General features: G+C 46.3%; 21 protein-coding genes. 11 read left to right on the forward strand and 10 right to left on the reverse strand.

From position 1 onward, the window contains the following. Nucleotides 1-46: 46 nt before the first annotated feature. The gene (locus G9G53_RS14420; protein ID WP_029518222.1) at nucleotides 47-811 is read left to right on the forward strand and encodes an SDR family oxidoreductase; all 765 of its coding nucleotides are present in this window, start codon (nucleotides 47-49) and stop codon (nucleotides 809-811) included. Nucleotides 812-902: 91 nt separating this feature from the next. Here the strand turns inward: G9G53_RS14420 and G9G53_RS14425 are convergent, their stop codons facing one another. Continuing rightward, entirely contained in the window at nucleotides 903-1148 is a 246-nt protein-coding gene (locus G9G53_RS14425) for a NifU family protein (protein ID WP_013311836.1), read from the reverse strand. A gap of 87 nt (nucleotides 1149-1235) precedes the next feature. Here G9G53_RS14425 and G9G53_RS14430 point away from each other — a divergent pair, with 87 nt between their 5' ends. Next, nucleotides 1236-1493: a YuzB family protein gene (locus tag G9G53_RS14430; RefSeq protein ID WP_029518223.1), complete on the forward strand. Its 258-nt coding sequence runs from the start codon at nucleotides 1236-1238 to the stop codon at nucleotides 1491-1493. Between the two features lie 84 nt (nucleotides 1494-1577). On the opposite strand, the gene G9G53_RS14435 is transcribed toward G9G53_RS14430, so the two are convergent. Both G9G53_RS14435 and mqnE read right to left on the reverse strand, forming a co-directional pair. Beyond that, nucleotides 1578-2645, reverse strand: a complete 1068-nt coding sequence (locus G9G53_RS14435) for an NAD(P)/FAD-dependent oxidoreductase (protein ID WP_029518224.1) — start codon at nucleotides 2643-2645, stop codon at nucleotides 1578-1580. Between the two features lie 204 nt (nucleotides 2646-2849). Next, nucleotides 2850-3956: an aminofutalosine synthase MqnE gene (gene mqnE / locus G9G53_RS14440; protein WP_029518225.1), complete on the reverse strand. Its 1107-nt coding sequence runs from the start codon at nucleotides 3954-3956 to the stop codon at nucleotides 2850-2852. 371 nt (nucleotides 3957-4327) lie between these two features. Here mqnE and G9G53_RS14445 point away from each other — a divergent pair, with 371 nt between their 5' ends. Further along, entirely contained in the window at nucleotides 4328-4687 is a 360-nt protein-coding gene (locus tag G9G53_RS14445) for a HesB/IscA family protein (RefSeq protein WP_013311832.1), read from the forward strand. Between the two features lie 149 nt (nucleotides 4688-4836). Here the strand turns inward: G9G53_RS14445 and G9G53_RS14450 are convergent, their stop codons facing one another. After that, complete coding sequence (locus G9G53_RS14450; protein ID WP_029518226.1) at nucleotides 4837-5037, reverse strand: hypothetical protein; 201 nt, start codon at nucleotides 5035-5037, stop codon at nucleotides 4837-4839. Between the two features lie 261 nt (nucleotides 5038-5298). Here G9G53_RS14450 and G9G53_RS14455 point away from each other — a divergent pair, with 261 nt between their 5' ends. The 3 genes from G9G53_RS14455 to G9G53_RS14465 all read left to right on the forward strand — a co-directional run bounded on the left by G9G53_RS14455 (nucleotide 5299) and on the right by G9G53_RS14465 (nucleotide 7911). After that, nucleotides 5299-5664 (forward strand): hypothetical protein, encoded by a 366-nt coding sequence (locus G9G53_RS14455; protein ID WP_165148504.1) that lies wholly within the window; start codon nucleotides 5299-5301, stop codon nucleotides 5662-5664. A gap of 94 nt (nucleotides 5665-5758) precedes the next feature. Further along, nucleotides 5759-7333, forward strand: a complete 1575-nt coding sequence (locus tag G9G53_RS14460) for a sigma-70 family RNA polymerase sigma factor (protein ID WP_165148507.1) — start codon at nucleotides 5759-5761, stop codon at nucleotides 7331-7333. A 134-nt stretch (nucleotides 7334-7467) separates the two neighbouring features. Continuing rightward, entirely contained in the window at nucleotides 7468-7911 is a 444-nt protein-coding gene (locus tag G9G53_RS14465; RefSeq protein WP_069012664.1) for a ferritin-like domain-containing protein, read from the forward strand. 20 nt (nucleotides 7912-7931) lie between these two features. Here G9G53_RS14465 and G9G53_RS14470 read toward each other — a convergent pair whose 3' ends face one another. Next, nucleotides 7932-8639 carry a DUF421 domain-containing protein gene (locus G9G53_RS14470; protein ID WP_069012613.1) on the reverse strand — a complete coding sequence of 236 codons (708 nt, stop codon included), beginning with the start codon at nucleotides 8637-8639 and terminating at the stop codon, nucleotides 7932-7934. A 193-nt stretch (nucleotides 8640-8832) separates the two neighbouring features. Further along, a complete protein-coding gene (locus G9G53_RS14475) occupies nucleotides 8833-9711 on the reverse strand; it encodes a LysR family transcriptional regulator (RefSeq protein ID WP_029518230.1) in 879 nt (292 codons plus the stop codon). A gap of 149 nt (nucleotides 9712-9860) precedes the next feature. Here G9G53_RS14475 and G9G53_RS14480 point away from each other — a divergent pair, with 149 nt between their 5' ends. From G9G53_RS14480 to G9G53_RS14495, 4 genes are all read left to right on the forward strand, one after another. Further along, nucleotides 9861-10790, forward strand: coding sequence for a DMT family transporter (locus G9G53_RS14480; RefSeq protein ID WP_165148510.1), 930 nt, complete (start codon nucleotides 9861-9863; stop codon nucleotides 10788-10790). Nucleotides 10791-10874: 84 nt separating this feature from the next. Next, nucleotides 10875-11489 carry a hypothetical protein gene (locus tag G9G53_RS14485; protein ID WP_069012615.1) on the forward strand — a complete coding sequence of 205 codons (615 nt, stop codon included), beginning with the start codon at nucleotides 10875-10877 and terminating at the stop codon, nucleotides 11487-11489. 105 nt (nucleotides 11490-11594) lie between these two features. Beyond that, on the forward strand, nucleotides 11595-11885 hold the full coding sequence (locus tag G9G53_RS14490) for a hypothetical protein (RefSeq protein ID WP_069012616.1): 291 nt from the start codon (nucleotides 11595-11597) through the stop codon (nucleotides 11883-11885). Between the two features lie 313 nt (nucleotides 11886-12198). Further along, nucleotides 12199-12519 carry a hypothetical protein gene (locus tag G9G53_RS14495; RefSeq protein WP_023990165.1) on the forward strand — a complete coding sequence of 107 codons (321 nt, stop codon included), beginning with the start codon at nucleotides 12199-12201 and terminating at the stop codon, nucleotides 12517-12519. A gap of 156 nt (nucleotides 12520-12675) precedes the next feature. Here G9G53_RS14495 and G9G53_RS14500 read toward each other — a convergent pair whose 3' ends face one another. The 3 genes from G9G53_RS14500 to G9G53_RS14510 form a co-directional block, all read right to left on the reverse strand. Beyond that, nucleotides 12676-13533 carry a 1,4-dihydroxy-6-naphthoate synthase gene (locus tag G9G53_RS14500; RefSeq protein ID WP_029518234.1) on the reverse strand — a complete coding sequence of 286 codons (858 nt, stop codon included), beginning with the start codon at nucleotides 13531-13533 and terminating at the stop codon, nucleotides 12676-12678. Continuing rightward, a complete protein-coding gene (locus G9G53_RS14505; protein WP_165148513.1) occupies nucleotides 13534-14196 on the reverse strand; it encodes a futalosine hydrolase in 663 nt (220 codons plus the stop codon). It abuts the gene before it with no gap. 201 nt (nucleotides 14197-14397) lie between these two features. Beyond that, nucleotides 14398-14643, reverse strand: a complete 246-nt coding sequence (locus G9G53_RS14510; protein ID WP_029518236.1) for a hypothetical protein — start codon at nucleotides 14641-14643, stop codon at nucleotides 14398-14400. Nucleotides 14644-14950: 307 nt separating this feature from the next. On the opposite strand from G9G53_RS14510, the gene ppk1 reads away from it, so the two are divergent. Then, nucleotides 14951-17059 (forward strand): polyphosphate kinase 1, encoded by a 2109-nt coding sequence (ppk1, locus tag G9G53_RS14515; protein WP_029518237.1) that lies wholly within the window; start codon nucleotides 14951-14953, stop codon nucleotides 17057-17059. On the opposite strand, the gene G9G53_RS14520 is transcribed toward ppk1, so the two are convergent. After that, the gene (locus G9G53_RS14520) at nucleotides 17019-18554 is read right to left on the reverse strand and encodes a Ppx/GppA phosphatase family protein (protein ID WP_165148516.1); all 1536 of its coding nucleotides are present in this window, start codon (nucleotides 18552-18554) and stop codon (nucleotides 17019-17021) included. The two genes, ppk1 and G9G53_RS14520, sit on opposite strands and share 41 nt — an antisense overlap. Nucleotides 18555-18724: the final 170 nt, after the last annotated feature.

Here is an 18724-nt window from a genome sequence, read left to right on the forward strand (position 1 = left end):
TTTTATACTTGGGGGTGACCGTTCTCTGTGAACAGGAGGAAAATTGTTGAGAGATAAAGTCGCATTCATAACGGGTAGTGCCAAAGGTTTAGGTAAAACGACCGCTCTGCGTCTGGCGAATGAAGGCTGTAATATTGCGCTGAATTATGTGCATAGCCAAGCAGAAGCCGAAGCGCTTAAGCGGGTGATTGAGTCTAAGGGAGTACGCTGCCTGTCTTTACAAGGGGATATCACTGTTCAGAAAGATATCACGAGGCTGATTGGTGAAGTCCAGGATCGGCTAGGCGGAGTCGATATTATGGTGAACAATGCTGGACCGTTCATCCGGGAACGCCGCCTGTTTGCGGATTACAGTGTAGCTGAGATTCATACCATGATACAAGGGAATCTGGTCGGTACCATGTTGCTGGATCATTTGGTATTGCCTCACATGCGTAGCCAGCAATGGGGACGTATTATTCATTTTGGCTTTGGTCATGCTGGAGAAGCGAGAGCTTGGCCGCATCGCGCCGTCTACGCAGCCGCCAAGGTGGGGCTGGTGTCTTTTACGAAGTCACTGGCTGTGGAGGAGGCTCCTTATGGCATCACGGTCAATATGATCTGTCCAGGGGATATTCGAGGAGCAAATAAGGAAATGTCAATCGCCGATGTCATCGGCATGCAGGATAAAGAGACACCGCGTGGGCGTCCGGGGAGCGGAGAGGACATTGCGCGAGTGATCGCCTATTTGTGTGAGGAGCATTCGGATTTTATAACAGGCAATATTATGGATGTATCGGGAGGATTGGACCCCATTCGGCCAACCATATAAGCTTGAGTGATCCCTCAGACGCTGTAACACAAAAAAGAGTCTTGAGCTTCGTTACCGAAGTCAAGACTCTCATGATCTTATGCATCAAGCATTAGAATACTTGTACCACTTCTTGGACGCCGTCGACTTCTTCGAGAAGAGCGCGTTCAATCCCTGCTTTCAGCGTGATTGTGGAACTTGGGCAACTGCCGCAAGCGCCTACCAGCTTCAGCTTAACGATGCCGTCTTCAACGTCAACCAGCTCAACGTCGCCGCCATCGCGTTGCAGGAACGGACGGAGCTTATCCAGTACATCTGCTACTTCATCATACATTTGAACGCTTTGTGTTTCGCTCATTAGAATTCAACTCCTTTCCTATACCTTTATTATTATATTACAAAGCGGGCCAAATTAAAATGCCCGTCATCCAAAGCAGGTGAAAAAATGTTAAGACCTATTATTGAGTTTTGCACCAGTAATATGCATTGGGGCACTGATGAAATCATGTCCAAGCTGGAACAGAATCCAGATTATGATGTGATTGAATACGGCTGCCTAAGTAATTGCGGTCAGTGTAACGCGGAACCCTATGCGATGGTCAATGGTGAGATTGTATCCGCAGATTCAGCAGAGCTTCTGTACGAAGTGATTATGAACAAAATTAAGGAAGCTGAAGCATGGGATAACATAGACTTGGATTGAAATATAATGCTCTGTTAGCCCATACACGCAATATACAAAGAAGACCTGCTTTGGGAGCGGGTCTTCTTTGTTTGTTTAGCATGATCAGCCAAAATGGCGTTTGGACTTCCAGAGCACACCGCTTTTAAGCAGGCGTGGTACACGGCCGCGCAATGAAGTGCTGCCCATAAAGCCATAGCCGAACCCGGCCTTCTTGCCAAGTGCGCCTAATGTACCGCGCAGCTTTAAAGGATGCGGGTGAGGCGTTTGACCTTTCCATAGATCACGTACAATATGTGCGATTTGTTCCCCTTGCACCTCTGCCGCCTGAGCGCTTGGAGAGTAGGGAAGGCTGGCACAGTCTCCGACCACATATACCTCTGGATGATCTGGTATTTGGTAGTAATCGTTGAGCACGATGCGACCCTGAGGGTCTTTAGGGACGGCTAAATCCTGCACAATTTTTACCGGCTGAATCCCGGCCGTCCATACCACTGCATCCGTTACAATTTGCTCGTCACGGTTATAAATAGCCCCCGGCTCAATACGAGAAACCGCAACATGGTTCAGGGCATTAACCTGATGTTCCTTGAACCAAGCATGTACATAGGCAGACAAACGTTGCGGGAATGCTGACAGCACCCGCTCGCCCCGATCCATAATGGTAATATTCAAATCCGTACGGCTTTCACGTAACTCCGCTGCAATCTCAACACCGCTAAGACCGCCGCCTACAATATGGACATGTCCATATGGCTTGATTTCGTTCAAGCGCAGATAGGTTTGGCGGGTATGGTTAAACGACTGGATCGTACAGCTGTGTTCTTCAGCCCCCGGTGTATTGTGAAAGCGGTCGGTACAACCCAACGCAATGACAAGCTGATCATAGGGCAAGGGTTCACCGTCTTGAAAATGGACCATTTTATTCTCCAGATCCATCGAGGTGACCTCTCCGTATTTGCGAATAAGACGTTGCTCATCTGGAAAATGCACCCGCAAATCAAAATCAGAAACCGTACCTGCTGCGAGGGCATAGTACTCTGTTTTCAAGCCCTGAAAGGGCATTCGATCCACTAAAATAACTTGAACATCGTCGGGAATGTGTTTATCCAGCAATTCTTTGGCAATGGTAAGGCCGCCATAGCCGCCCCCCAGAATAACGAAATTTTTCATCAAAATCCGCCTTCCTTTCGCTACCGTGTCCCCGGCAAATGGTCTGGTGTCTCGTCGATCTAACACAAGTTTTTGTTGTTATAAAACCCGAGAATCGGGCCTGCCTGTGGCAGACAGACCAGCGTATTCCGGGGCAGCATGATGCTGCATGATGTGAGTAATGGGGATGATATGCTCGCGGGAAATCTGAATCCGATATTACATTTATTCGAAAACTTCGATTTCGTTATAGAAGGTGTCTCGTTCTACAGGTATGCGTCCTGCACCTTTGACCAGCCAGATCAGCTCTTTACGGGTCAATCCGGCAGGGGTCAACGCACCTGCGGCATGGCTGATCTGCTCGCGCACAATCGTGCCATGGACGTCTGATGCGCCAAAGGTGAGAGCGACCTGCGTCAATTGCGGGCCAATATTAATGAAGTAAGCTTTGACATGGTCGATATTGTCCAGCATCAGGCGGCTGATCGCAATGGTTTTGAGATCTTCGTAAGCGGAGTTACGACGCATAATGTTGGCGTTTTTGCTTTTCGGCTGCATGGACAGTGGAATAAATACCATAAATCCGTTCGTTTCGTCCTGCAATTCGCGAATTTGCAGCATATGTTCAATACGATCCTGATACGATTCGACCGAACCGTACAGCATAGTCGTATGAGTTTTCATGCCGAGATTGTGGGCCGTGCGATGTACTTCGAGATAGCGGTCCACGTTGGCTTTCGTAACACGCATCTTCTTGCGATATTCGTCGGACAAGATTTCTGCGCCACCACCAGTCAGGGATTGAAGTCCAGCCTTTTGCAGCTCCTCAAGCACTTCTTTAATACTCAAGCCGCTTATGCGTGTGAAAAAGTCAATTTCCGCTGCTGTGTAGGCTTTCAGTGTAACGTGGGGATATTTTTCATTCAGCGCCTTCAATGAGTCTACATAGTATTGGAAAGGCACATGATTATTATGACCACCGACGATATGAAATTCTCTTACCCCCGGATGGATGTGTTGCTCTACATAATCAATCATTTCCTGCCCGGACAACGTATAAGAGCCGTCCTCCCCCTGATCCTTGCGGAAATTGCAGAACGCGCAGCGCGCTTCGCATACATTGGTGAAGTACAGGCTCATGTTTTCGATAAAATAAACCTTTTTTCCGTTCTTGCGTAAATTAGCTTCGTTAGCCAACTGACCCAGTGTGAGGATATCGTCAGTTTCATACAAATATATACCATCTTCGAGGTTCAAACGAATCCCGTTCTGTACCTTTTCTACAATTTCCGCCATTCTGCGGTCTGTAAAAGGTGTAACTAATGTGGACATGCCTATTCCTCCTTCAAGTTGCTCTGTGCGAGGCTGTCCGCCAAATCAGCGGTACAAGCGCTTGATGCGCACAGGATGTCCCGTTCCGTCGGTAAAATCCGGCAGCGCGGATATACGATATGTGAAAAATGTTACAATGCCAGGCTACAATGATGAATATCTCAAAATATCGCCTTTGAAATGACAAATTTCCGACAGTTTCTTTTACACACTCTTCACCTATTATAAACCTCACACCACCGGTGTTCAATACAAACGAATAGAAAAACAGGTCTTGAAGCCTGTAAGGGAAGGACATTCCATGACTTGAGCACCTGCAAATAGTGGAGTATACTGAAGGAGAACATGAAGTAAAAGAGGAGGATGGAGCTATGATTAACATCACCGATTCCGCTGCTGAGCGTTTGAAGGATATGCTGGAGCAGCAGGAAACGCCGAATATGTTTTTACGTCTGGGTGTTACGCCAGGTGGTTGCACCGGATTCTCGTATGCAATGGGCTTTGACGACAACGAGACGGATCAGGATATATATATGAACGTACAGGATATGAAGATTGTAGTGGAAAAGGAAAGCATCCGCTACCTGGACGGTCTGGAAATCGACTTTGAAGAGTCTGGAATGTCAGGCGGCTTCACGATTCATAACCCGAATGCCGTAGCTACATGCGGCTGCGGTTCAAGCTTCCGTACAGCTACAGATGCCGGGAAACCGAACGAAGAGCCTTGTTAAGGTAGTTTAAAAGGGTACAATGAAATGAATTGTCTGCAAACCTGCATGATGGGGTGTTAACAATTCGAAAATGTAAATCAAGACCTCCAGAACGGTATAGTCACGTACTATATTCGTCCTGGAGGTCTTTTTTAATATGTAGAGATTACTTACTTAGGATCATTATCACTACGTGTGGATTGGACAAATTTACTCAGGGCATTAAAAAAGGCAAATGCAACTGTAAAAAGCAAAAGAGCTACGGGTTTAATTTCAATCTTAGAAAAAACACTATATAAAACTAAAAATGCAAAAAAGAGTACTGAGCTATTTACGTTTTGTTTTGTATAAATAGATTTTATAAAATTCATTGTATCACTCTCCAATTTGATTATAAGAATTCAAAACATATAGTATAAGTACCTCATTAACAAAATAGAAGTTAACTTGGTATATATACCATATTGCGAATGTATTCAATTAACGACTTCTTATACATAAATTACAGTATTGCATACAAACATTCAGGACTTATCAAATAAAAAATTCACATTATTTTAATTAGAGTTTTACTTCACTAGAATTTCAGTATAGGAACTTACAATTTGAATTCTGAGGGAGTGAAAGAATATATGAGCAATCCAGTTAGTTTAAAAATGGCTACCATGACATATGGACTTGATGATGATCCTCATATGTATGAATTATTTGAGGGAGTTCTGTATGATCGTAGTTATTTCTTTTATCTTGAACATGGGATACTGTGTCTGCGACATGTAAGAAAGGTAGAACAACCGGACCATCCACATCTTTATGTGGATGGGGAAAGTGGGGGCCTCCAACTAGCGAAGAATGTACAGCGTGGGATTATGGAAGTCGTTACAGAACTGATCGAGCGTTTGCGTAGTAAGGATGGATTGACGTTTTTACTGGACGAACTGCTATGGCTACATGGTCGAAGTCATATTGAACTTAACCTCGTAAAAAATAAAGGATGATATATTTCTGTTGAGAAACTAGCTGATTTGTAACCTTCCTCCACGGAGTTGGCACTTAAGACTAAGAACACGAGAGAAAAGAGGCTAGGGATGTATGAAGGAGTGGGTTGAAAAGGCACGGCAGGGGGATGAAGAAGCGTTCGGGCAGCTAATGCTGCATTTTCGCGGGATGGCCTATGCGGTGTCCTATGACATGCTGAAGGATGTTCATCTCGCGGAAGATGCCGTGCAGGATGCGCTCATAGAAGCTTATCAGAATCTGGAGAAGCTGCAGAACGCGTCCGCTTTTCCAGGCTGGTTCAAGACCATTGTCGTAAGACAGTGCCAGCGAATGCTGCGGCGCAAGCATCATTCGATGCTTCCTCTGGATGAGGCTATGCAGATATCGGGAGGAGTACCGGGTGTAGCAGAAATTGCGGAGCGTAGGGAGGAGAGCCAAGTTCTGCAACAATCGGTGAAGGCACTGTCTGCCAAGCTGCGCGTGCCTCTGCGGCTGTTTTATTTTTACGGCTATTCTCTTCAGGAAATTTCCGATTATCTGGGCACTCCGGTCCCGACGCTTAAGAAGCGGCTGCACGATGCTCGCCGAAAGCTGAAAGGTACACTCCCGGTAGCTGATCTCGTTTCTGTGTTCAATCATTTGTATGAGGGAGGGCAAAACATGCTACATATTGTTAACGGTGATGTTGTAGGCGAGATGTTGAAGCAGGGTGTTGTACAGGGTGATGTGCTTGTATGGAGAGAGGTATATCCGGCAGGACCGATATTTTTAAATCCAGCGGGGGCGGAAGAACGGGCATTGCGGGCCAGGGTCCTAGAAGAATCGATGGGTATTCCGACCAGCGAATATATTACGGGTTGTGAGGAACAGGAGCAGAAACTTCGTGAGTTTATTAAGTATGATGAAGTCGTATTGTGGTTTGAGCATGACCTGTTTGATCAGAGCATGCTCGCCTATCTGCTCCACTGGTTCAAAAGACAGAAACTGGGCCGCACGAAGCTGAGCCTGCTCTGCATTGGGGAGTTTCCGGGAATCGAACGCTTTCATGGCTTGGGACAGCTCACTCCGGCACAGCTTCAGACATTATCCGGTACCTGGCGGACTATTGGGCGGCAAGAAATGGAACTCGGAAGCGAGCTTTGGCAGGCCTATGCTTCTCCTGATCCTGTACAAATGGCTAATCTGCTGGAAAACAAGAAGACAGAATTGGCAGCATCCGGCCTGACTTTTGCCTATGAAGCCTTCACAGCGCATCTCAAGCGGTTGCCCTCGGAACGGAATGGTCTTGGCGTTGTGGAACAGACCACGCTTCAGGCTGTTCATCATGGAGTGGATACGTCATTGGAATTGTTTCGTCAGGTAACTGACGTTCTGCATGTGCTTGGCATGGGTGATCTTGAATACTGGAAATTTATTCGTGCTTTGGCGCAAGGCGAACATCCTTTGCTGATCATTGACGGGATTGAGGCGGGCTTGGGTTTTAGACAAATTCCGGATTTTCTGAACCGAAAGGTAATTCTGACAGAGTTGGGTAAAGAGGTACTGAATGGATCAGCGGACCGCATTGCAGTTCAAGGGATCGATGAGTGGTTTGGGGGGCTGCATCTCCATGGACATGAGGTTTCTTGGCGCTGGGATGATGTAGCTGGAGGTTTGATCCGACATTGAAGGATAGCTATCATCAGTATATTCTCCTAATGTTAGGAACCGACATGGGCAGATGCGCATATACTTTCTAAAAACTAACATTAGGAGGAATAAACTTGTATCAAGTACCTTCTTACTGGGGAAATTCATACTATATGCGGGCCGATTTTGTACCGATCTGGAACACAGGATTTCCGAAAGCAGTACAAATGATAAAGGAAGCGGTACAAGGGGAGCGTAACGATGAGTTGTTCTACGATGAATTGATCAATTTGGCACCCTCACAAGAGCAGGTGGCTATTATTGAAAGCATCCGTAATGATGAGCGCGGTCACAATAAAATGTTCAGAGAGATGTATCGGGCTTTGACAGGACAGGAAATTGCAGGCATCAGTAGTGAGCAATATGAGAGGGTGCAATCTTATACAGAAGGTCTACAGCGCGCCTTGATGGGAGAGTTGGGTGCGGTGGAACGATATCGCAACATCTGGTTTGGTTTGCCTGCCGGTATCTATAAGGACACGGTGTACGGTATCATTTTGGATGAGCTTAAGCACGCTGCCAAATACAATTATCTGATTACGTTGAATCTCAGGTAACTATTGACCGAAAGTCAATACTACTCCACATCAATTGGATGCTGGATTTTATCCTTATATTCATCCACATAGAGTTGGCCGTTGCTGCCTTTAACGGCATAGAATACGTCCTCTAACTTTTTGTCGCGGGCCTTCAGTTGAGACAGCAGCCATGATTCGGGAATATGATTGGAGTTTAAATTGCCATGCAAAAGCTGTCCGTCGATTACAAGCTCAATTGGGAACTGTGTGGCATTACCTGCATTCAACTGCAGGTCTTTTAATGTCACGGCTTGCAGTTCCTTTTTCTTTTGAACAGATAGTTTTCCGTTAATCTCAAGGAGGGCGTACTGCACTTCTTCTATATTAAAAATTTCTTTCTGGCGAAGTTGTTGGTTTAAAGAATCCAATGTCATATTATTTTTTTTTAGGTTATCTTCGAGAATGAACCCTCCTTCTATGAGAACGGTGGGTGCTCCCTCTGTCCACATCTTAAAGTTTCTGAATTTCAAAAAAAACTTGGATAAAACATAAGAAGTAATTGTAAAAACAGACAGGGCTATTAATAGGTGGACAACTTCTATTTTTTGGTTAAATGCAAAATTAGCAGCCATAGCTCCTAATATAACTGCCGTTACGAATTCGTGAAAGTTCATATTGGAAAGGGTTTGCTTCCCCAATATTCTCCCAATTAGCATGAGGATAACGAATGCAGAAAAACTTCTGATCAAAATAACGAGATGATCCATGCAAAACCCTCCTAGTTTGAAAATTGCAGGTATTCAGCATATAGGTTACCCGCTGGGATGGGATAATATACCAATGTAATTAATGCATTATATGTGATGTATAAGCTTATAGGTTAGAAATTTAGCTATTTGGTCGAATGATTTGATTTCTCTGCATATGAATAGACCTCCTTATGTTCATAATCCAATGCTTCTACTGCTTCATATCCGTAAACAGCTCCTGCGCAGTACGCACAAATAACTGTACAGCCAGAGAAGCATTGTGCAGGGATGGTACAGCGATACCGATTTGACGTGTGATCAGAGGTGAAGTCTCCTTGACGGTCAGATCATGGGGGAACGTGGACAAGGCGAGTGAAGAAACAATGCCCATACCCAGTCCTTGTCGAACCATGCTGACCAAGGTGCTGACATTGTGAGTAATGAATTGTGCCTGCAACTGACTTTGTTCGCGTTCAAAACCTTCCATAATGGCGACCTCATGTCCACCTTTACAAAAGATCATATCCTGCTCATTCAAGTCACGGATGGCAATTTTATTGTGCGATTGTAGAGGGTGACCGTCTGGCAGGAGAATAACCATGTCATCCTGACATAATGGGATGATATCTACCTGAGGGTCTGGTAACAGGATGATACCGACTTCGATTTCTCTGGTATGCACCCACTCCTTGACTTCATTCGTGGAGCCTTCATGTAGATCGAAAACAAGGTTCGGATAATGCTGACGAATATGATGAATAATCGGGGGCAGAAAATAGGCTGAGGCAGAAGGAAAGGCACCGATCGTGATCGTGCCCACGTCTAGACCTTTTTCAGCAGCCACCTGCTGCTGTACCTTTTCCATGCTTTGCAGCATCATACGGAATTGCAGCAGTACCTTGTGCCCGATATTTGTCAGCAGCACTCCTTTTTTTCGGTCGCGCAGCAATAGCTGGACACCCAGCTCGTTTTCGATGCTGGCGATGGCATGGCTGACCGCGGGCTGCGTCATATGCAGCTCATGGGCAGTTTGGGTGAAGTTTAGCGTTTCAGCTACACGAACGAAGATCATAATCTGAGTAATGGTCATAAGTGAAAAGTTATCTCCCTTATTGAAAACATTCATTTTATTTATTAGTGGCCACAGTATACGCTAGTAAAGCAAAACTTTGCAAACGGCTATTCAGATTTTAGTCGGTAGCAATGAGCGATGAAAAATCTAAGGGAGAGAAGACATCTATGAAAAAATTAACACCTAAAGCTACGTTGTGGCTTGTCTTGATATTAGTGATGGTATGGGGGATCAACTGGCCGTTGACCAAGCTGGCTTTGCCAGATACGCCGCCGATATTTTTTTCAGGAATCCGTACCCTGCTGGGTGGTGTGATTCTGCTATTGTTCGCTATACGTCACCGGGAAACCTTGCGTTTTAGACAAAATGCGTGGACTTATCTTGTGCTGTCCATATTTAATATTGCAGGCTACTATGGCTTGCAGACGGTAGGGCTGCGTTATTTGCCTGCTGGGTTATTTTCCACTTTAGTATTCCTTCAGCCGATCCTGTTGGGATTATTCTCCTGGATGTGGTTAGGGGAGCGCATGTTTCCCCTGAAGGTCATTGGACTGGTACTGGGTTTTGGCGGGGTGATCGTGATTAGCTCTGGTGGAATGGCAGGGCATTTATCGGTACTGGGTATTGTGTTGGGGCTAGCTTCAGGATTGTGCTGGGCGCTCGGAACGATTTATATGAAGAAAAAAAGTCAGCAGCTGGACTCCATTTGGGCGGTGACGATGCAGCTCGTATTGGGAGGGATTATACTCAATGGGATTGGATTTACGACCGAGAAATGGAGCGATATTCACTGGACGACCTCCTTTATCGCAATTCTATTGTTTATTTCGATATTCGTGATTGCGATGGGCTGGATAATTTATTTTAAACTGATCGACAATGGAGATGCAGGAACCGTCGGCTCATATACGTTTATGATTCCGGTGTTGTCCACAGTCTTTAGTATGGTAATGCTCAAGGAATCGCTTACTTTGACGTTTGTTGTGGGGCTGGTGCTGATTGCAGGCAGTGTGTATCTGGTAAATACAGCATCTCCTAGAAAACGAAAGAACCGAAACTCCGGGGCTGATGAAACGAATTCCTGTACAAATGCATAGAAATATGGAATTAGGAAAAATATACTAGATTATCAGAGGAGGGAATAGTAAAATATGACTATATAAGTAGAGAGGAAGTTTGGTATGGGAGAATTAAGCAGTCATGCTCAGTCTGTGGAGCCGCAAGCACATTCTGTTCGTAAGCTCGCAGTTGTAGCAACAGTCATTTCAGGAGTAGCTGTACTAGGATGTATAGCCTTGGCGGTGTGGAATTATAATCTGAATACGAAGGTCAATACTTTAACTAGTGCGAACGCTTCACTAAATAAAACAACACAAGCGTTAACGAAGCAACACAACGATACAGAGGCGCTACTGGGACGAGTTAGATTAACAGCTAACCTGTCAGCCATAACGCATATGTTAGAGCAGACATCTGTCGTTACCGATGATTTTGTATTGGAAAAAGTGACTTTTGATGTAACAGAGGATGGCACGTTGAAGGGTGTGCTACTGAATGTGAACAATCAACCTAATCTTGGTTTTGGCGGTGCTTATCAAGGTTATGGTAAATATAATATGTCCTCAGCTGCATTGACGAAGAAGGCGGAGGAAGTCATAAACATAGCTATGAAAGAGTACGGTACATCTGACAAGCTTCCGGTATGGGATAAGAATACGAGGGTGGAAATGACGGTTCAAAATTATCCGCTTGGGAAGCGGGAAGGCGGCACTTTTAAACTCACCGGTCAGCAGTAGGAGGAACCTAATGTATTGATTTTTATGATTTTTTTTACGCAAGGTTTTGTAGAGGGTCTGAGAGAAGGGTATAATGAGCATTATTAGGTCAGGGAGGTAACAGCATTGAGCGTCATTATTTCACAGCAAATCTCGGCAACGGGCGTGAAGGAATATACGAAGGTGATGAAAACATTTGATTCTCCGTTTACACCTTTAGTTGGACAGAAGATCAGGGACACGGCATTTGGCGATATGCAATATTACGATGTCGAGGACGTATTTATTGATCTAGCGGAGAATGAATATTGGGTTATTCTACCTGCCGTTTTGCTGCATACTGATGATATTGAGGATATACGAGACGCTGTGCGTGAGTATCGTTCACATGGTTGGGAATGTACGAAACCTCTGTAAATGCATACCACTTAGGCATCTATACGGAAACGTCTTTCTTTTGCGAGATAGGCGTTTTTTTGTGTATTTGTGTAGGGGATATTCCTAATGATTGGCATGAAAAGAAAGAATTTATGCTGAAAATGCGCAAATTTTATCATTTTTTATCATAAAACGACAAGTTGGGAAATGAAAACGGCCTTAATGTGTTATACTTAGTATATCAAAGGACAAGAGTCTAAAACGACCGGTAAGGCCCTTTCTTTGAAGAGCCTCTGAAAGGTTCAACGTTTATCCAAAATAAATGGTCAAAAGGAAAAGGGGAAATGCTAACGTGAGAGTGAATTTGAAATTTACCAACAAAGGGCAAGTTGCAGTTGAGAAGTTCAACAATGAGGAGCTTATCGAAATCTTTACCCGCTACATTAAAACGTTAAGCAAGAAGTATGATATCTCGGTTACCGTACCGGAGGATCTGAATGAGCAGATCTTGGAGGAGGGTACCGTGAAGGTCGTGTTGGATAAGATTAATTGTGACATGGACGCTTTTTTCAAGGAGCTGAGCCGGGATATCAAGGTGCCGCTGGTCAAAAGATTGGGTACCAAACTGGATAACGTATTTAAGACCGAGGTTGTGGAGCAGGAACAGAACTAAGTATAGGGATCAAGCGAGTCGAATGAAGATTCGCCATATGAAATGATAAAACCTCCCGAATGGGGCGCATGGCTAGGCCATGTGCTCGTTCGGGAGGTTTTATATGTTTAAACTACTCTATTCAGTAGGAAAACATGCAAGGCATGTCTCTCCCTTTTAACGTATTGTTGTGGATGTAGGGCGCAGTTGGGCTAAATCAAACGAAGGTACCAGCCCTTCCTGCGCGGCACGACCGAGCAAAGCTTCGATGGCGGCATATCCACTGTCGCCCAGATTGGCGGTAAAATCGTTAACGTACAGGTCGATATGCGATTGGGCGACATCAGGTGAAAGCTCCTGCGCATGAGACAATACATATTCACGCGAAGCTTCGGGATGCTGCCAAGCGTATTCGACAGAGGCGCGTATCCAGTTTGTGATCGCATCCAGATCCAGCGTACGGCGGGCAATAATAGCTCCGAGCGGGATCGGCAGTCCTGTATCTTCTTCCCACCAGTTCCCCAGATCGACTTGCTTACTAAGCCCGTAGGACGGATACGTGAACCGTGCTTCATGAATAACTAGTCCGGCATCTATCTTCCCGTCACGGACAGCAGGCATAATTTGGTCGAACGGCATCACGACGATCTCGCCGACACCCCCAGGCACATGCTTGGCCGCCCACAGGCGGAACAGCAGATAGGCAGTGGAACGTTCACTCGGAACGGCTACACGCTTGCCGGACAGGGCTTCCGGGCCTTTGACGGTGGAACCTTCCTTGGTCAGCACGAGTGGCCCACAACCCCGGCCCAGTGCGCCCCCACAAGGCAGCAGGGCATATTCATCCAGTACCCAAGGGAGTGCAGCATACGAAATTTTCATGATATCCAGTCCGTCTGGTGTGATCGCCAGATTGTTGGTGATGTCGATATCGGCGAATGTAATGTCCAGCGCGGGTGCGCCCGGAATCAAACCATGCGCCAGGGCATGGAAGACAAAAGTGTCGTTGGGACAAGGTGAAAAAGCAATTTGCATCTATATAACCTCCGTTAATGTAGAAAATGCGGCTTCCAATGCTTGCAAAGCCTCTTTGATTCGCCAGGCTGCACGGTCACGTGGACCGACAGCATTGGAAATCGTGCGGATTTCCATCGTCGGCAGTTCTAGCCTATTTGCCGCCACGGCCACGCCGTAGCCTTCCATCGCTTCGGCAGCAGCTCCAGGAACGCGTTTGGCCAGCCGTTCCGCTGTTGCCGCCGTACCGGTGGCCGTAGAGACGGTCAGGATCGGCCCCGCGACAGCCGTCTGTCCGGCGGCACGCAACGTCTGAACCAATCGCTGCGCGGTGGCAACGTTCACGGCAATTTTGCTTGAGCCGAACCCTAGCTCGTCCACGCTGCTGAAGCCCTCTGCCGTCTCGGCCCCCAGGTCGGCGGCAATGATCGCGTCAGCAACAACGACGCTCTCCAATGCAGCGACCTCCGCGAAGCCGCCACCAATTCCGGCGCTGATGACCAGACGGTAGTCACCAGCCGCCGCCAGTGCTAGCGCGGTTGAAGCCGCCGCGGACGGTGCGCCCACGCCAGCTAGCTCGACCACAAAACGGGTGTCGCCTTTCAGGCCCCGCAGTACAGCTTCCCGTTCGCCTTCAACCGCGGTCATAACCAGGATGCGCTCATCTGATGTTGTATGCTCCATCGGTTGATTCCCCTTTAAATTTAGGTAATATGCTCCCTTATCATACTGCTTTTCGAAACGATGTTCAAAAAAGGTCGACAAAAAAAGCGCTCTGGGGCGCTTTTTGAAAAAACTGCAAGATTCAGCAGATATGAAAATCGGTAGTTGTAAACATAAAGCAATTCTAATCTGGAAGAACAGCGCAGGCATAGCATATAATAATTATATCGGCTGATCCTTTGTGATTAGCTGAAACATGGTAATATTGCGGTCATAATGGCTTGGGGTTCCATCTTGATTGCGCACCCGAATCATCTCGCTACTGAATAACTCGATATATCCACAGCCAATCTCACAGTATACACCTGTAGGGTCCTCTTGCCAGACCGTAACGAGGTGTTGAGACAGCGCTGCGGTGAAAAATTCGATGTTTTTTTGCAGTACGCGTGGCGTTTTCTTGGGTTCCATAACGTAAATCCTCCCTATATCATGCCATTTGAAAATCAGCAATTGAATGTGGCTTCTAAGTGGTTACTACACATCATAACGAACATAAACAACTGAAAAAGAAACGGTTCTTCAATCTACTCTATGAAACAGACGTAAACACTGTACCGCTTAATGCTATTTTTGTAAAGCATCCGAATGACCTTTTCAAATATCCAGTTTGTGTTTACACACATTTTACATTGCGTTTACACTACTGTGATGCTAGTGCGTTTCATCTAATAGTACAATAAAGGGTAACTATACTGCATGAATTGATGGAGGCCATATGTTGATAGAGAGTCAGAATAAGGATAAAGCCGGGTCAGAACGTTACTTTAACCGAGATTTAAGCTGGATTGAATTTAATCGCCGTGTGCTTCAGGAAGCTCAGGATGCAGATACACCGTTGCTGGAGAGAGCCAAATTTTTGGCGATTGTATCTAGCAATTTGGATGAGTTTATGGCTGTTCGTGTTGCAGAGACGCGCGAGAAAATCAAGGCGGGTTTTATGCAAAAGGATTTTACGGGATATACCCCCTCCGGTTTGTACAAACGCCTGATCAAGCGTACTGTCTCGATGGTATCGGAACAATACCGGACCTATCGTGATATTTCTCGCCTCTTGACGAAAAAAGGTCTTTTACTGCTCGAATATGAAGACTTAAATACGACACAGCGCAAGTCGCTGGATGCATATTTTCATGAAATTATATTTCCGGTGCTCACGCCGATGGCGGTCGATCAGAGCCGTCCTTTTCCACTCGTTCACAATAAATACGTATATTTAGCGGTCGTTTTGAGACGTCCGGGGGATACGGAGGAGGATAAACCGCTTTTTGCCATTGTGCAGGTGCCTTCGAATATTCCACGTGTGGTTACAGTGCCGTTACGTTCCAATAGCAAGAAGAAATCATTTATTTTAATTGAGGAACTGATCAAGCATCATATCCAAACGCTGTTCACTGGGTATATCCCAGAGGCCGTTCATGCTTTTCGTGTGACACGTAACTCCGATTTATCCATTAATGAAGAAGAAATCGAAGATTTGCTCGAAGAGATTGAAAAAGAGCTGCGTCGAAGACGACGGGGCGCGCCAGTAAGACTGGAAGTAGAAAAAGGGATTCATCCCTATGCCCTGATGGAGCTTCAACGCGAATTCAAGCTGTTCGACCATGTGTTTGAGGTGGACGGGCCGTTGGATCTGACATTTTTATCGTCTTTTGCCGATCATTTGGAGGGGTATTCACATTTGAAATTTCCGGCAATCAAACCACTGTATCCGGAAGAACTGCCCCCGCAAGAGGATATTTTCAACGTACTTCGCAAACGGGACGTGCTCGTGTACCACCCGTATGAATCATTCGATGCGGTAACTGATTTTATCATTGAGGCATCAGAGGACCCAGATGTGATGGCAATCAAAATGACCCTGTACCGTGTCAACGGGGAATCGAAGCTGATTCCGGCATTGGCACGTGCGGCCGAATCGGGCAAGCAGGTAACAGTGGTGGTGGAGCTGAAAGCCCGTTTTGACGAGGAACGTAATATTGCCTGGGCGCGTACGCTTGAAAAAGCAGGCTGTCACGTAGTGTATGGGTTGGTTGGCTTGAAGACGCACGCCAAAATCATTCTTGTCATACGCCATGAGCGCAACGCACTCAAACGATATGTGCATGTAGGTACAGGCAATTATAATGAAAGCACGGCGCGTGTGTATACGGATATCGGATTGTTTACGTCGGATCCAGTACTTGGTGAGGATGCCTCCGAACTGTTTAATGAAATCACGGGATTCTCTGCGCTCAAGACTTTGCAAGCTTTTACGGTGGCTCCAACGGGAATGAAGAACAAGCTGTTTGAACTCATCCGTAGGGAAGCAGAGCAAGCATTGGCAGGTAAGCCCGCCCGGATTATTGCCAAGATCAACTCCTTATCCAATCAGGAGATGATCGATGAACTATATGCGGCTTCCCAAGCAGGTGTGAAGATTGATCTTATCATCAGAGGGGTCTGCTGTTTGCGTCCCGGTGTGGAAGGATTCAGCGAGAATATACGTGTCATCAGTATTGTAGACCGCTTTCTGGAGCATTCCAGATTGTTTTATTTTGAAAATGGAGGGAAATCCGAGTTATTTCTGTCCAGTGCGGATTGGATGACGCGCAATTTGACCCGCCGAATTGAACTGATGTGCCCGATTTATGATGACGGGATCAAAGAAATGCTGGCAGATATTCTGCATTTATCGTTAAGGGATAATGTGAAGGCGCGCCAGCTTTTGCCTAATGGCAGCTATCAATTTGTGTCCAGAAACGACAAAGAGGCTCCCATCAGGAGCCAATCTGAAGCGATGAAGGTTAGAAATTGGAAGAAGGTAGAATGGACCACGACAATGTGAGGTTCCACGCCTTTTGGAAATCTTTCGCAACGGATTCTAGTTCTCGTTGTTCTAATATGGGTTCACTCTTGCTTTCCAAACGAAGATGCATTGCGTCATCCCCTGTAGTAGGATTGATGCTGGTAATCATTCCGGACTCACTCCGATCCATGCCAATCGCGAGCTGGAGCAGCGAGCCGAGCCGATGTACACGTTCCTCGTCGGAAGGCTCCAAAATATCCGCATGTGTGCGTAGCAAACGGGGGGTCCGGTTCTTGGGATGGTAATCCGCGATCAACGCGGCTAGTACCGTTTCCCTATGGGATAGACCGCCAATGCCTGCATGTAAGATCCAGAACACGGAATTCTGGCGAAAATGATAGTAATTCAAGGCAGCTCCCGTTTTGTAAAGAGTTGCTGCGGTCAGTAACAAACGTTTGTCCATAGCAGCTGAGGTTCCGCTAGCTAATGTGTCATAGAGCCGGACGGCGTACTCGTTAACCCGCTTGACATGCGCTTCGCTAACCGGGACAGCAAACGAAAGGATATTGCGAATGGATGTGATAAGCGGATTAGCTACCACGGGCTGTTCAGCGTTGACCAGCTCATGAAATAGGCCGTCTCGCAGACCCGCTCCACTGACCAGATACGCGGAGCCTTGAGCAGCTTCAAATATCGTTTTCAATATAATAAGACCCGGTACAATGATGTCGGCTCTGTCCTTGGACAGGCCGGCTGTTTTTTTGCGTTTTTCATAGGGAAGATGGGGCAGACTGCCATAGAAGTAATCGACATCTTCTATCGTCATTTCGTAATGGTGCGTCACAGGAAGTGAGTAATCCTGCCGCTTCTGATTGATTTTAGCCAAAGTACGCAGGGTCCCACCTAGCCCGATGAATGGCAGATCCGGATTGGAGAGGATCCAATCATGATTTTGCAGTGAAGAACGGACAAAGCTCTCCATTTCCTCAATCTGCTGAGGAGACCATTCGCCATTCTTGACCTCACGTCCAAAGCGCCAGTTCATATTGACGGCGCCAAAGGGAAATGACACCGTATGCAGTCGCTTTCGATCGCGGAACAGCGTAATTTCGGTACTGCCACCCCCGATGTCAATGATGATTCCATCACTCACATTCATAGTGTTCACTACACCCAGAAAACCGGCATAGCCTTCTTGCTCTCCGCTCAGTATTTCCAGTGTTAAATTTGTCTCCTCCGCAATCCATTGGACGATTTCGTCCGAATTCGTGGCATTGCGGATGGCTGCTGTTGCTGCTGCACGCATACGGACAACCCCGTGCATATGGCATACCGCCATAAATTGGCGCAACAATGGAGCGATGCTTCGAATCGCCTCCCGTTCCATACGGCCGTTGGCCCCAACCTTTTCGCTCAGTCGGGCAGCTTCTTTGCATTCCTGCACAATGCGATAGGCTCCTGTCTCTGTCATTTCATAGATCACCAGACGTATGGAGTTTGAGCCAATGTCCATGATGCCAATTTTGCTATTCATGAGTTGACCTCCTTGTTGAAAAACGATTTGGCGGTAATTTCCGCTGTTCCGTGCAAATGGTAGTAGATTATTGTCATTGTACCAGTGATATTCGGTGCATGCTACCGTTCGCCATGATCTTGTCGAAATAGACACATGCCGCGGACAATCATCCAAGAATAGAACATTCC

This window comes from Paenibacillus sp. EKM206P (genome assembly GCF_011066155.1).
Lineage (GTDB): Bacteria > Bacillota > Bacilli > Paenibacillales > Paenibacillaceae > Paenibacillus > Paenibacillus polymyxa_D.

Excerpts from the sequence above, each read along its gene's own strand:
- ppk1 (WP_029518237.1), top strand. The coding sequence starts at position 14,951 with ATGTTGATAGAGAGTCAGAATAAGGATAAAGCCGGGTCAGAACGTTAC.
- G9G53_RS14520 (WP_165148516.1), bottom strand. The coding sequence starts at position 18,554 with ATGAATAGCAAAATTGGCATCATGGACATTGGCTCAAACTCCATACGT.
- G9G53_RS14475 (WP_029518230.1), bottom strand. The coding sequence starts at position 9,711 with ATGACCATTACTCAGATTATGATCTTCGTTCGTGTAGCTGAAACGCTA.
- mqnE (WP_029518225.1), bottom strand. The coding sequence starts at position 3,956 with ATGTCCACATTAGTTACACCTTTTACAGACCGCAGAATGGCGGAAATT.
- G9G53_RS14510 (WP_029518236.1), bottom strand. The coding sequence starts at position 14,643 with ATGGAACCCAAGAAAACGCCACGCGTACTGCAAAAAAACATCGAATTT.
- G9G53_RS14435 (WP_029518224.1), bottom strand. The coding sequence starts at position 2,645 with ATGAAAAATTTCGTTATTCTGGGGGGCGGCTATGGCGGCCTTACCATT.
- G9G53_RS14455 (WP_165148504.1), top strand. The coding sequence starts at position 5,299 with ATGAGCAATCCAGTTAGTTTAAAAATGGCTACCATGACATATGGACTT.
- G9G53_RS14445 (WP_013311832.1), top strand. The coding sequence starts at position 4,328 with ATGATTAACATCACCGATTCCGCTGCTGAGCGTTTGAAGGATATGCTG.
- G9G53_RS14460 (WP_165148507.1), top strand. The coding sequence starts at position 5,759 with ATGAAGGAGTGGGTTGAAAAGGCACGGCAGGGGGATGAAGAAGCGTTC.
- G9G53_RS14505 (WP_165148513.1), bottom strand. The coding sequence starts at position 14,196 with ATGGAGCATACAACATCAGATGAGCGCATCCTGGTTATGACCGCGGTT.
- G9G53_RS14480 (WP_165148510.1), top strand. The coding sequence starts at position 9,861 with ATGAAAAAATTAACACCTAAAGCTACGTTGTGGCTTGTCTTGATATTA.
- G9G53_RS14450 (WP_029518226.1), bottom strand. The coding sequence starts at position 5,037 with ATGAATTTTATAAAATCTATTTATACAAAACAAAACGTAAATAGCTCA.
- G9G53_RS14465 (WP_069012664.1), top strand. The coding sequence starts at position 7,468 with ATGCGGGCCGATTTTGTACCGATCTGGAACACAGGATTTCCGAAAGCA.
- G9G53_RS14425 (WP_013311836.1), bottom strand. The coding sequence starts at position 1,148 with ATGAGCGAAACACAAAGCGTTCAAATGTATGATGAAGTAGCAGATGTA.
- G9G53_RS14500 (WP_029518234.1), bottom strand. The coding sequence starts at position 13,533 with ATGCAAATTGCTTTTTCACCTTGTCCCAACGACACTTTTGTCTTCCAT.
- G9G53_RS14485 (WP_069012615.1), top strand. The coding sequence starts at position 10,875 with ATGGGAGAATTAAGCAGTCATGCTCAGTCTGTGGAGCCGCAAGCACAT.
- G9G53_RS14470 (WP_069012613.1), bottom strand. The coding sequence starts at position 8,639 with ATGGATCATCTCGTTATTTTGATCAGAAGTTTTTCTGCATTCGTTATC.
- G9G53_RS14430 (WP_029518223.1), top strand. The coding sequence starts at position 1,236 with ATGTTAAGACCTATTATTGAGTTTTGCACCAGTAATATGCATTGGGGC.